The sequence below is a fragment of the Pseudomonas sp. F(2018) genome (assembly GCF_005508865.1).
Taxonomy (GTDB): Bacteria; Pseudomonadota; Gammaproteobacteria; order Pseudomonadales; family Pseudomonadaceae; genus Aquipseudomonas.
In genome coordinates this window covers 217,373-230,169 of sequence record NZ_SCOM01000001.1, presented here as the reverse complement: position 1 = coordinate 230,169, position 12,797 = coordinate 217,373, and the positions used below count along the sequence as shown (strand labels likewise).

Annotated in this window: 11 protein-coding genes; 4 read left to right on the top strand and 7 right to left on the bottom strand. The window is 67.7% G+C overall.

What is annotated here, in order from left to right:
- Positions 1-20 precede the first annotated feature (20 nt).
- From hutH to hutI, 4 genes are read right to left on the bottom strand one after another with little or no spacing between them, the layout of a single operon-like run.
- Entirely contained in the window at positions 21-1,553 is a 1,533-nt protein-coding gene (gene hutH, locus FFS62_RS01035; protein ID WP_137970962.1) for a histidine ammonia-lyase, read from the bottom strand.
- Between the two features lie 13 nt (positions 1,554-1,566).
- A complete protein-coding gene (hutU, locus tag FFS62_RS01030; protein WP_137970961.1) occupies positions 1,567-3,228 on the bottom strand; it encodes a urocanate hydratase in 1,662 nt (553 codons plus the stop codon).
- Positions 3,229-3,264: 36 nt separating this feature from the next.
- Entirely contained in the window at positions 3,265-4,215 is a 951-nt protein-coding gene (gene hutG, locus FFS62_RS01025) for a formimidoylglutamase (RefSeq protein WP_137970960.1), read from the bottom strand.
- Positions 4,205-5,422: an imidazolonepropionase gene (hutI, locus tag FFS62_RS01020; protein WP_137970959.1), complete on the bottom strand. Its 1,218-nt coding sequence runs from the start codon at positions 5,420-5,422 to the stop codon at positions 4,205-4,207. Before hutI ends, hutG begins: the two co-directional genes overlap by 11 nt.
- Before the next feature lie 188 nt (positions 5,423-5,610).
- Between hutI and FFS62_RS01015 the strand changes: the two genes are divergently transcribed.
- Complete coding sequence (locus FFS62_RS01015) at positions 5,611-6,183, top strand: HutD family protein (protein WP_137970958.1); 573 nt, start codon at positions 5,611-5,613, stop codon at positions 6,181-6,183.
- 48 nt (positions 6,184-6,231) lie between these two features.
- Here the strand turns inward: FFS62_RS01015 and FFS62_RS01010 are convergent, their stop codons facing one another.
- The gene (locus FFS62_RS01010) at positions 6,232-7,671 is read right to left on the bottom strand and encodes a sodium:solute symporter family protein (protein ID WP_137970957.1); all 1,440 of its coding nucleotides are present in this window, start codon (positions 7,669-7,671) and stop codon (positions 6,232-6,234) included.
- A 487-nt stretch (positions 7,672-8,158) separates the two neighbouring features.
- On the opposite strand from FFS62_RS01010, the gene FFS62_RS01005 reads away from it, so the two are divergent.
- The 3 genes from FFS62_RS01005 (at position 8,159) to FFS62_RS00995 (ending at position 10,437) form a co-directional block, all read left to right on the top strand.
- The gene (locus tag FFS62_RS01005) at positions 8,159-9,100 is read left to right on the top strand and encodes a lysylphosphatidylglycerol synthase domain-containing protein (protein WP_137970956.1); all 942 of its coding nucleotides are present in this window, start codon (positions 8,159-8,161) and stop codon (positions 9,098-9,100) included.
- A gap of 18 nt (positions 9,101-9,118) precedes the next feature.
- A complete protein-coding gene (locus tag FFS62_RS01000) occupies positions 9,119-9,853 on the top strand; it encodes a bifunctional 2-polyprenyl-6-hydroxyphenol methylase/3-demethylubiquinol 3-O-methyltransferase UbiG (protein ID WP_137970955.1) in 735 nt (244 codons plus the stop codon).
- A gap of 134 nt (positions 9,854-9,987) precedes the next feature.
- On the top strand, positions 9,988-10,437 hold the full coding sequence (locus tag FFS62_RS00995) for a phage infection protein (RefSeq protein ID WP_137970954.1): 450 nt from the start codon (positions 9,988-9,990) through the stop codon (positions 10,435-10,437).
- 43 nt (positions 10,438-10,480) lie between these two features.
- Here the strand turns inward: FFS62_RS00995 and FFS62_RS00990 are convergent, their stop codons facing one another.
- A complete protein-coding gene (locus tag FFS62_RS00990; protein ID WP_137970953.1) occupies positions 10,481-11,560 on the bottom strand; it encodes an acyl-CoA desaturase in 1,080 nt (359 codons plus the stop codon).
- Between the two features lie 9 nt (positions 11,561-11,569).
- Positions 11,570-12,658: a flavin reductase family protein gene (locus FFS62_RS00985; protein ID WP_137970952.1), complete on the bottom strand. Its 1,089-nt coding sequence runs from the start codon at positions 12,656-12,658 to the stop codon at positions 11,570-11,572.
- Positions 12,659-12,797: the final 139 nt, after the last annotated feature.

Below are 12,797 nucleotides of genomic sequence, written 5' to 3'. Positions count from 1 at the left end.
TGGCTGTTGGTGAAACGCCATCAGCAGCTGGGTAGCAGTTGCGCCGGCAGCAGGGGCGTCAGCACCCGCTCGGCGAGCAGGGCGTCGGCCGCGGCGATGTCCGGGGCGAAAAAGCGGTCTTCGACGTAGTACGGCACCTTGGCGCGCAGGACGCTGCGCGCCTGTTCCAGGACCGGCGAGCTGTGCAGGCCCTCGCGAAAATCCAGGCCCTGGCAGGCGCCCAGCCATTCCACGGCGAGCACACCGCGGGTGTTGGCGGCCATCTCCCACAGGCGCTTGCCGGCGTTCGGCGCCATCGACACATGGTCTTCCTGGTTGGCCGAGGTGGGCAGGCTGTCGACGCTGTGCGGGTGGGCCAAGGCCTTGTTGTCGCTGGCCAGGGCCGCGGCGGTGACCTGGGCGATCATGAAGCCGGAATTCACCCCGCCATTGGCCACCAAAAACGGGGGTAATTGCGACATATGCTTGTCCATCATCAGGGAGATGCGTCTCTCGCTGAGCGAGCCGATCTCGGCAATGGCCAGGGCGATGTTGTCGGCGGCCATGGCCACCGGCTCGGCGTGGAAGTTGCCGCCGGAGATCACGTCGCCCTCGGCGGCGAACACCAGCGGGTTGTCCGACACCGCGTTGGCCTCCACCGCCAGCACTTCGGCGGCCTGGCGCAGCTGGGTCAGGCACGCGCCCATGACCTGGGGCTGGCAGCGCAGCGAGTACGGGTCCTGTACCTTGTCGCAGGCGGCGTGGGAGCGACCGATCTCGCTGCTGGCGCCGAGCAGATGACGGTAGGCGGCGGCCGCGTCGATCTGCCCACGCTGGCGACGGGCGGCGTGGATGCGCGCATCGAAGGGCGCCCGCGAGCCGAGCATGGCCTCGACGCTGAGGGCGCCGCAGACGGTGGCGGCGGCGTACAGGTCCTCGGCCTCGAACAGCCCGCGCAGGGCATAGGCGGTGGATACCTGGGTGCCGTTGAGCAGGGCCAGGCCCTCCTTGGCGGCCAGGGTCATGGGTTCCAGGCCAGCCACGGCCAGCGCCTCGCTGGCCGGCAGCCACTGGCCCTTGTGCCGCGCCTTACTTTCCCCAAGAAGAACCAGCGACATATGCGCCAGCGGCGCCAGGTCGCCGGAGGCGCCGACCGAGCCCTTCAGCGGGATATGCGGATAGACCTCGGCGTTGACCAGGGCGACCAGCGCCTCGATCACCTTGCGGCGGATGCCGGAGAAGCCACGGGCCAGGCTGTTGATCTTGAGGATCATGATCAGCCGCACCATGGCGTCGTCCAGCGCCTCGCCGATACCGGCGGCGTGGGACAGCACCAGCGAGCGCTGCAGCTTCTCCAGGTCCTCGGTGGCGATGCGGGTCTGCGCCAGCAGGCCGAAGCCGGTGTTGATGCCGTAGGCGGTGCGGCCCTCGGCGATGATCTTCTCGACACAGGCGACGCTGGCGTCGATGGCCGGGTGGGCCGTGGCGTCCAGGGTCAGGCGCACGGGGGCCTGGTAGGCGGCGCGCAGATGGGCCAGGGTCAGCTGGCCGGGTTGCAGAGTCAGGGCGTTCATGGGATTGCGGTCCTCAACCGATCATCGGCAGTTTAAGGCCCTGCTCGCGGGCGCAGTCGATGGCGATCTGGTAGCCGGCGTCGGCATGGCGCATCACCCCGGTGCCCGGGTCGTTGGTCAGCACACGGGCGATACGCGCCGCTGCTTCATCCGTACCGTCACAGACGATGACCATCCCCGAATGCTGGGAGAAGCCCATGCCCACGCCGCCACCGTGGTGCAGCGAGACCCAGGTGGCGCCGCTGGCGGTGTTGAGCAGGGCGTTGAGCAACGGCCAGTCGGACACGGCGTCGGAGCCGTCCTGCATGGCCTCGGTCTCGCGGTTGGGGCTGGAGACCGAGCCGCTGTCCAGGTGGTCACGACCGATGACGATAGGCGCCGACAGTTCACCCGAACGCACCATCTCGTTGAAGGCCAGGCCGAGCTTGGCGCGCAGGCCCAGGCCGACCCAGCAGATGCGTGCCGGCAGGCCCTGGAAGGCGATGCGCTCGCGGGCCATGTCCAGCCAGCGGTGCAGGTGCGCATCGTCGGGGATCAGCTCCTTGACCTTGGCGTCGGTCTTGTAGATGTCCTCGGCATTGCCGGACAGCGCCGCCCAGCGGAACGGGCCGATGCCGCGGCAGAACAGCGGGCGGATATAGGCCGGGACGAAACCGGGGAAGTCGAAGGCGTTGGCCACGCCCTCCTCTTTCGCCATCTGGCGGATGTTGTTGCCGTAATCGAAGGTCGGCACGCCCAGCTTCTGGAAGTCGAGCATGGCCTGCACATGCACGGCCATCGACTGCTTGGCGGCCTTGACCACCGCAGCCGGGTCGGTCTTGCCGCGGTCCTTGTACTGTTCCCAGCTCCAGCCGATCGGCAGGTAGCCGTTGAGCGGGTCGTGGGCGCTGGTCTGGTCGGTGACCATGTCCGGACGCACGCCACGGCGCACCAGTTCCGGGAGGATCTCGGCGGCATTGCCCAGCAGGGCGATGGAGATGGCCTTGCCCTCGCGGGTGTACTTGGCGATACGCGCCAGGGCATCGTCCAGGTCGGTGGCCTGCTCGTCGACATAGCGGCTGCGCAAGCGGAAGTCGATGCTGGTCTGCTGGCATTCGATGTTCAGCGAGCAGGCGCCGGCCAGGGTGGCGGCCAGCGGCTGGGCGCCGCCCATGCCACCGAGGCCGGCAGTGAGCACCCAGCGGCCGGTGAGATTGCCGTTGTAGTGCTGGCGACCGGCCTCGACGAAGGTCTCGTAGGTGCCCTGGACGATGCCCTGGCTGCCGATGTAGATCCACGAACCGGCGGTCATCTGGCCGTACATGGCCAGGCCCTTGGCATCCAGTTCGTTGAAGTGTTCCCAGCTGGCCCAGTGTGGCACCAGATTGGAGTTGGCGATCAGCACGCGTGGCGCGTTGCTGTGGGTCTTGAACACGCCGACCGGCTTGCCGGACTGCACCAGCAGGGTCTCGTCGTCGTTCAGTTCCTTGAGGGTCGCGACGATCTTGTCGTAGCACTCCCAGTTACGTGCGGCGCGGCCGATGCCGCCGTACACCACCAGCTCTTTGGGGTTCTCGGCCACTTCCGGGTCGAGGTTGTTCATCAGCATGCGCAGCGGCGCCTCGGTCAGCCAGCTCTTGGCGGTCAGCTGGTTGCCACGCGGGGCGCGGATCTCGATGTCGCGAAACTTGCTCATGGGGGCTCCTTGTTCTTGTGCGGAGTGAGGTTCGGGCTAGAGGGTCAGCAGATGGATCAGGCGCGCCACCACGCGGGCGGTGCGGTTGTCGATGTCGTGTTGCGGGTTGAATTCGGCGAAGTCGATCAGGCGCAGCTTGCCGCTGCCCTTGATCCGCTCCAGCAGCGGCTCGAGCAGCGCCAGCGGCACGCCACGGGCGGCCGGAGCACTGACTCCGGGGGCCTCGCAGGCCGGCAGCACGTCGATGTCGAGGGTCAGGTAGAGGGCGTCGCAGCCGGCCATAAAGGCGTCCAGCTCGGCGCCGATGGTCTCCAGGCTCGACTCGCGAATCTCGCGGTCCTCGCGCACCAGCACCTGCAGTTCGGCGGCGCGGGCGAACAGCGCGCGGGTATTGCTGGCGCGGCTGACGCCCAGGCAGGCGTAGCGGAACGGCCAGCCGCGGGCGGTGCTGGCCTCGGCGATCTGGGCGAAGGGGGTGCCGGAGGAATGCACATGGGCCGGGTCGCGCAGGTCGAAGTGGGCGTCGAAATTGATGATGCCAATCTTTGGGGCGGCCATCCGCGGAGCAGACTCGCCGCCCAGATGCTCGGCCAGGCCGGACCAGCTGCCGAAGGCCACCTCGTGGCCGCCGCCCAGCACCAGCGGCAGGTGGCCGGCGTCCAGCAGGGTGCAGACGCCACGCGCGAGGCGCGCCTGGGCCGCCTCCAGGTCGCCGTCCGCGCAGACCACGTCGCCGGCGTCGTAGGCCGGGCCCTGGCGATGCCAGGCCAGGTTGGCCAGGGCCTTGCGCAGCAGCGGTGGGCCGCCGGCGGCGCCAACGCGGCCGTGGTTGCGGCGCACGCCCTCGTCGCAGGCGAAGCCGAACAGGACCACGCCGGCCGGGCTGTCGGCCTGCAGCGGCTGGATGCGCTGGTGCCAGCGCGGGCTGTCCGGCTCGGGGTCGGTGCGGCCGGTCCAGGCCTCCATGGAGAAACGATCAGCGTGCATGAGTGATGGCTCCGGCGAAGATGCGTTGGCGCAGGCGCCCCGGCTGCACGGCGTAGGCCAGCTCGGCGGGGTGCTGGATGTCCCACAGGCACAGGTCGGCGGTTGCGCCGACGGCGAGGCGGCCCAGTTCGGGATGGCCGAGGGCGCGGGCGCCATGCGCGGTCATGCCGGCCAGGGCCTCGCGCGGGGTCAGGCGGAACAGGGTGCAGGCCAGGTTGGCCAGCAGGCTGGGCATGCAGATCGGCGAGGTGCCGGGGTTGGCGTCGCTGGCCACGGCCATCGGCACGCCGTACTGGCGCAGCAGCTCGATGGGCGGCAGCTGGGTTTCGCGCAGGCAGTGGAAGGCGCCGGGCAGCAACACGGCCACCGTGCCGGCCTCGGCCATGGCGCGCACACCGGCCTCGTCGAGGTATTCGATATGGTCGGCGGACAGTGCGCCGTAGCGCGCAGCCAGGGCGCTGCCGCCGAGGTTGGAGAGCTGCTCGGCGTGGGCCTTGAGCGCCAGTCCATGGGCTTGCGCGGCCTGGAAGATGCGCTCGCACTGGGCCGCAGAGAAGCCGATGCCTTCGCAGAAGACATCCACCGCATCGGCCAGGCCCTCGGCCGCCGCGGCCGGGATCATCTGCTCGCAGACCAGGCGCACATAGCCATCGTCATCGCCGGCGTATTCCGGCGGCAGGGCGTGGGCACCGAGCAGCGTGGTGACGACCCGCAGCGGACGCAGCTCGCCGAGGCGGCGGGCCACGCGCAGCATCTTCAGTTCGTCGGCGAGGGTCAGGCCGTAGCCGGACTTGATCTCCACAGTGGTCATGCCATCGACCAGCAGCGCGTCCAGACGCGGCAGGCTGGCGGCGATCAGTTCATCCTCGCTGGCCGCACGGGTGGCACGCACGGTGCTGAGGATGCCGCCGCCGGCCTTGGCGATCTCGGCGTAGCTGACGCCTTCCAGGCGCCGCTCGAATTCGTCGGCGCGGTTGCCGGCATAGACCAGATGGGTATGGCAGTCGACCAGGCCGGGGGTCATCACCCCGCCGCGCCCGGCTTCTTCGGCGCTGGAGGCCTGGGACTGGTCGAACTCGCGCTCGGGCCACAGGCCGGCAATGCGCTCGCCCTCCACCAGCACGGCCATGGGCTCGGGCAGCTGCTGCAGGCCATCGAACAGGATGACGTCGCGCCAGAGGCGACGTGGCCGGGGAGACAAGGGCATCGGGTTGTCCTCTCGCTTCAATGTATATACATGTAAAGTCAACGCATGGTGCCGTCAAGCATTGTCATCGGCGAGCTTGCCACCTCTATGGCAAGAGCCATTCAAGACAGGCTGCCCGAACCCAGAAAAGACGGGGCCTCGGCGCCGATCGACCATTTGTATATACATTAGATCGGGAGACGAACGGTATGTCCTGCCGAATCATCGACCTGCAGACACTGCCCGCTACACCCTGGAAGAACGGCGGCGGCACCACTCGCCAGTTGGCCATCGCGCCGCGTGCGGCCGGGCTGGAGGATTTCGCCTGGCGCATCAGCTGCGCCCGGGTGGCCAGCGGCGGGCCCTTCTCGCCCTTCCCCGGAGTCGACCGCAGCCTGGCCGTGCTCGACGGCGCCGGTCTCGATCTGCAGCTGCTGGGCGCCAGCCGCACCCTGCGCCCCTGTGGCGAGGCGCTGGCGTTCGCCGGCGAGGACGAGGTGACGGCGCAGCTGATCGACGGGCCGGTGAGCGACCTCAATGTGATGACCCGCCGCGACACCTGGCAGCACCGCCTGTGGCATCTGCATCTGGAGGGCGAGCGGGCGCTGCACAACGACGCCGAGGTACTCCTGCTCCTGTGCCACGGCGGCCAGGTGGAGATGCGGGACCGGGCAGCGCTGCTCGCGGGCCAGGCCCTGTTGCTGGAAGGCGAACAGGGCGCGCTGCTGCTGCGCGGCCGCGCCGCCTGCCTGCAGGTGGCCCAGCTGTATCGCCGCTCCTGAAACGCGAAACCCCGCCATGGGGCGGGGTTTCGGCGAACGCGGCGTGGCTTACTCGGGCTGCAGCACCAGCGCCTGGTCCGGGTTGCGGTGCCACTGCGGCAGCAGCGAACCGACGATCATGGCGCCCAGGCTGAACAGCAGGCCGGCCAGCTGCGGCGGCCAGAAGGCATCGTCGGTCAGGCTGTATTCCAGGTACAGCCAGGAGCTCAGGCCGGCGACGATGGCCAGCAGCGCGCCCTGGGTGGTGGCGCGCTTCCAGAACAGCCCGGCGAACAGTGGCACCACGGCGGCGACCAGGGTCACCTTGTAGGCATTGCCGACCATCTCGTAGATGCTGGCGTCGGAGTACATGGCGAAGGTCAGGGTGGCGGCGGCGCAGACCACGATGCTGATGCGCATGGCCAGGAGGAACTGCTTGTCGCTCATCACCGGCACGAAGCGCTTGAGCACGTTCTCGGTGAAGGTCACCGATGGCGCCAGCAGGGTGCCGGAGGCGGTGGACATGATCGCCGAGAGCAGCGCGCCGAAGAACATGATCTGGGCGAACAGCGGGGTCTTCTCCAGGATCAGGTGCGGCAGGATCATCTGCGCGTCTTCGGCCAGCCAGCGCTGGACCATCTGCGGATCGATGATCGAGGCGGCGTAGGCGAGGAAGATCGGCAGCATGCAGAAGCACAGGTAGAAGGCGGCACCGAACATCGAGGCGCGCGCGGCGATGTTCTCGGTCTTGGCCGACATCACCCGGGCATATACGTCCTGCTGCGGGATGGAGCCGAGCATCAGGGTCACCGCGGCGCCGATGAAGGCGACGATGTCCTTGGGCTCGAAGCTGTGCATGAAGGTGAACTTGCCCTCGCTGGCCGCCTTGCCGATGACCACGTCGGCACCGCCGGCCATGTCACCGATCAGCCAGGTCAGGTAGATCAGGCCGACCACGATGATCAGCATCTGGAAGAAGTCGGTCAGGGCCACCGACCACATGCCGCCGAACAGGGTGTAGAGCAGCACGATGAAGGTGCCCAGCAGCATGCCCTGGGTGGTGCTGATGGCGCCGTCGGAGATCACGTTGAACACCACGCCCAGGGCGGTCAGCTGCGCCGCGATCCAGCCCAGGTAGGAGAACACGATGACCAGGCTGACGATCAGCTCGACGTTGCTGCCATAGCGCTTCTTGAAGTAGTCGCCGATGGTCAGCAGGTTCATGCGGTACAGCGGGCGGGCGATGATCAGACCGACCAGCATCAGGCAGCCAAAGGAGCCGAACGGATCCTCGATGATCCCGGCGAAGCCTTCCTCGATGAAGGTTGCGGGAATACCCAGTACCGCCTCCGAGCCGAACCAGGTGGCGAACACCATGGCCGCGACGATGGGGAAGCCCATGCTGCGTCCACCTGCAGCGAAATCCTTGGAGTTCTTGACGCGGGTGGCGGCGTAGAAGCCGATACCGACGGTGACCAGCAGGTAGAGCGCAACGAACCAGATCAGCATGTTTCCCGTTTCCAGAGGCATCGGCCCGCCACATGCTGCCCCGCGAGATGCAGGGGCTGGGAACGGCGGACCACAGGTTTTTGTTATGTCCGCCAGGCTCGTTCGAGCGGCCTGGCGGCACGGTCGCGCAGTCTGGCAAAAACGTAAAATATGTCAAACGAAAACGACGAAATACCTGCACATTTGTTTCAGCACCTGGCCGCGTATTTTGCTAAGAGCATGAGAAATAGCGATTTTCCCAATGGAAGTTCGCAGTCACAGTTTTAAATTTTTGACACCTACCAAGCTTCGCAGCGCCCGTGCCAGAGCGCGCCTCCGCCGGTTCGCCTTGTAACAGCCAGTAACGCCCGCCGAATACGCACGGCTTGAGCCGGGCGGCCGCCTCCGGGATACTGCACGCCGATTTGCGCACCGCCTGCCTGCCATACTGCGGATGCGCCAAGTGGCCAACGGATTGCCTTCAGATAGAGACGGGGAGCCATCGTCGATGATGAAAAGAAGCGACTGGATCTGGACCGTCATAGGTTTGGCCGCAGTCGTATTTTCCTGCTACCTGCTCTACAAGGAGATCCGCACGATCTCCCTGAACGAGCTGCAGGACAGCCTCAACGCCATCGCCCTGCACAACTGGCTGCTGGCGGCCGGCGCCACCCTCGGCGCCTACGTCGCGCTGGCCTGGTACGACCGCATCGCCATCGCCCACCTGGGCAAGAAGATTTCCTGGTGGTTCATCACCCTCTGTTCCTTCACCACCTACGCTCTGGCGCACAACATCGGCGCCTCGGTGTTCTCCGGCGCCGTGGTGCGCTATCGGGCCTACACCAGCAAGGGCCTGGTGCCGTCGGAAATCGGCGTGCTGATCGTGTTCTGCTCCTTCACCTTCGCCCTCGGCGTGCTGCTCTCCGGCGGTGCCGTGCTGGTCTGCCAGCCTGACCTGATCAAGCGCGTGGCGGATGTCGGGCCCTGGTTGTCGGTGGCCATCGGCCTGCTCCTGCTCGGCCTGGTAGCCCTCTACGTGCTCGGTTCCTGGCGCCATTTCAAGCCGTGGAAGTGGGGCAAGCTGCATGTCGAATATCCGCGCCTGGGCATAGTCGCCCGGCAGCTGCTGGCCGGGCCGCTGGAGCTGGCCTGCGCGGCGGCGATCATCTATTTCGCCCTTCCGGTGGAGGGCAATCCGGGCTATCTCGTCGTGCTCGGCGTGTTCCTCGCCTCCTTCTCGCTGGCGCTGCTGTCCCACGCCCCCGGCGGCCTGGGTGTGCTGGAAGTGACCTTCCTCGCCGCCATGCCGGAGCTGCCGACCGCCGACGTGCTGGCCGCGCTGATCGTGTTCCGTGTGTTCTACCTGCTGTTGCCGTTCGCCTTGTCGATGCTGGTGGTGCTCGGCTTCGAATGGAGCCAGTGGAATCAGAGGCGCCAACGGCGCGATTGACCAGGACGGGGACGAGGCATGAGCACACACAGCATCGAGCGGATCTACCCGCCTGACCTCGACCCGGAAAACCCCAGCGACCAGACCACCCTGCGCATCCACCTGGAACGCTACGAGTTCGCCGCCCAGCACCTGAGCGGCAACCGTGTGCTGGACATGGCCTGCGGCTGCGGCTACGGCACCGCCCTGCTGGCCGAGCGGCACCCGGACAAGCAGGTGACCGGCGTGGACATCGATCCCGAGGCCATCGCCTACGCCCAGCGCCACTACCGCCTGCCCAACCTGCGCTATGTCTGCGCCGACGCCGAGCGCTTCGAGGCCGAGTCTGGCTTCGACAGCATCGTCAGCCTGGAGACCATCGAGCACCTGCCGCACCCGCCGCGTCTGATCGCCAACTACGCGCGACTGCTGGCCGCCGGCGGCCGGGTGATCGCCTCGGTACCGATCACCCCGACCCTGGATGGCAATCCGCACCACCTGCACGACTTCAGCCGGCGCTCCTTCCTCGCCCTGTTCCGCCACCATCGCCTGCGTCCGCATGCGCAGCACCTGGAGCAGATCCAGTGGTGGCAGTTCCGCGGCCTGTTCTCACGCCGGCCGGACCACGCCAAGCGACATCGTTCCGAGGGCGTGGGCAATGCGGTGCTCGGTTACTACCGGCGGCACCCCACCTACCTGTTTTCCCGCCTCGCGGCGATGCTGCGCTACGGCTTCAGCAACCGTTATCTGACCTGCCTGTTCCTCGCCGAATAGCCCGATCCAGAGCGGCCCTGGCGTTACATTACTGACATCGATGGGCACCATCAGGACGATCAACTTTTGTCTCGGCGGCGCGTGAGTACCATTTGCTCCGTAGCCACTTTCCAGCCCCTTCGAGGAGGCCCGAGATGAACAAACAACTGATCGCCAGCCTGATCCTGTCCACCCTGACCAGCGCCGCATTTGCCCTGCCGGGTGACGAACAACCGCCACTGACCGAACTGCAGCACATCAGCGCTCCGGCCACCGTTGCCGAGGGTGGCGCGGATCGCCTGATCGATAGCCGTGACGTCGCCGAGAATGGCGCCGAACGCACCAAGGCCTTCCGTGTCGCCGAAGGCGGTGCAGATCGCCTGATCGACGGCCGTGACGTCGCCGAGAATGGCGCCGAACGCACCAAGGCCTTCCGTGTTGCTGAAGGCGGTGCCGACCGCCTGATCGACAGCCGTGACGTCGCCGAGAACGGCTCCGAGCGCACCAAGGCCTTCCGCATTGCCGAAGGCGGTGCCGACCGTCTGCTCGACGGCCGCGCAGTTGCCGAGAACGGCTCCGAGCGGGTCGGTCGTCAGACCGCCTGACGTGGGCAGCAGTACCCCGAAGCCCGGCGCCCGCCGGGCTTTTTTATTGGGCGGCCGCAGCCGGCGGCAGGCGATGGATCCAGATGCGTTTGAGCACGGTGGTGAACTGCGCCGACAGGGTTCCGCTGTTGTAGATCTGCCCGTAGCGCGCGGCGATCTCGCGCACCCGCGGTGCCAGCTCGGCATAGCGGCGCGCCGGCAGGTCGGGGAACAGGTGGTGCTCGATCTGGTGGCTGAGGTTGCCGGTGAGGATATGCAGCAGCTTGCCGCCCTCCAGGTTGCTGGAGCCGCGCAGCTGGCGCAGGTACCAGTGACCGCGGCTCTCGCCCGCCACCGACTCCTTGCTGAACACCGCGGCGCGTTCGGTGAAGTGGCCGCAGAAGATCACCAGGAAGGTCCACAGATTGCGCAGCAGATTGGCCAGCGCGTTACCGGCCAGCACGGCCAGGGCATTGGCGCCGACGGCCAGCGCCAGCAGCGGGAACAGCAGGTAGTCCTTGCCCCACAGGCGCAGCAGCTTGGCGCCGAACTGGCGCAGCAGCGGGCGCACCTCGGCGCCGTCGATCTTGCCCTTGTACCACTTGTCCAGCCGCAGGTGCTGGATGGCCACGGCGTACTGGAACAGCAGCGCCTGCAGGGTCACCCACAGCGGCTGCCAGCGATAGAACGGCTTCCAGCGCTGCTCGGGGAACAGCCGCACCACGCCATAGCCGACGTCGTCGTCCATGCCGATCACGTTGGTCCAGGTGTGGTGCACGTGGTTGTGGGTGTGCCGCCAGAAGTCGGCCGGGCCGACTATGTCCCACTCGTAGCGGCGCCCGGCCAGCTCGGGATCGTTCATCCAGTCGTACTGGCCGTGCATCACGTTGTGGCCCAGCTCCATGTTCTCGAGGATTTTGCCCAGGCCCAGCAGCAGGCTGCCGAGCAGCCAGGTGGGCGGGAACCAGCCGAGCATCAGCAGCGCGCGGCCGCTCCAGCAGCACAGCCGCACCACCCCGCGCACGCGGCGGATATAGCGCGCGTCGGCATCGCCGAGGTCGGCCATGGTGCGGCGGCGCAGGCCGTCCAGCTCGGCGGCGAAGGCCTCCAGTTCGGCGGCGTTCAGTTCACGGTCGATTCGCATGGCACGCTCCTAGATATCGAGTTGCACATCGCCCAGGGGGGCGCTGACACACAGCCGGATCGGCTGGCCCGGCTCGGCGAACGGCTCGCCACTGCGCAGGTCGCGTACCGTGCCGGCCAGCAGGGTGCAGGTGCAGCTGGCGCAGATGCCCTGGCGGCAACCGTGGGCCGGACGCAGGCCATGTTCCTCGGCCTGTTCCAGCAGGCTGCGGTTGCTGTCACCCAGGGCCGCGACGCGGCTGCGGGCGAAGTCCAGGCGCACCGCCTGGCCGGGCTCGCTGATCCGCTGCGGCGGGCTGAAGGCCTCGACCTGCAGGAAACCGTCCCAGCTGTTGCGCACCGCCTCGACGAAGCCGGCCGGGCCGCAGGCGAGCAGGCCGAAGTCGCTCATGTCGAGCAGATGGCCGGCCTGGAAGCGCCCGCCCTGGGGATCGTGCCGTGCGTCCTGGCCGGTCAGCAGCCAGCGCACCTGCAGGTTGGGGTGGCGCAGCATCAGTTGCTGCAGCTCTGCCTGGTAGGCGCATTGCCCGGCCTCGCGCACGTAGTGCAGCAAGGAGACCGGCGCCGCATAACCGCGTGCCAGCGCCTCGCGCAGCAGGCCGAGCAAGGCGGTGATGCCACTGCCGGCGGCCAGCAGACCGACACCGGCAGACTGCTCCGGCCACTGCAGTTCGCCCTCGGCCTGGGCCAGCTCCAGTACGGCGCCGACGGGCAGATGGTCGAGCAGCCGATTGGACAGCCTCCCACCCGGCTGGCGACGAACGCCCAGCTCGATCAGGCCGCCGGCAGCCACGCGGGTCAGGCTGTAGCTGCGGCCATGGCGCACGCCATCCATCTGCAGATACAGCTGCACGTGCTGGCCGGCGCGCCAGTCGCGGGCGTTGCCATTGCAGCGCAGGCGCAGGGCAAGCAGGTCGTCGCTGACCCACTCACGCCCGACTACCCGGGCGAACACCCGGTTCAGGCGCCAGGCCGGATGCAACCTGGCCAGCACGGCATCCACTTCCGCCTCGCGCAGCCAGGCCCGCGCCGTCAGGGCACGCAGCGGCCACAGCAGCGGCGTCAGCCAGCGAACGAGAAACAGCGGCAGGAGGGACATGGGCCAATATTCCAGTGAACGACTGTTCACACAGAATGGACGAGCTAGGCAGCTCAGTCAACAGTCGTTCACTGAACGTCATTCGACGCCGGCAAAATGCATTTGCTAGAGTGCGCCGCAACCTCGCCATCACCCGAAT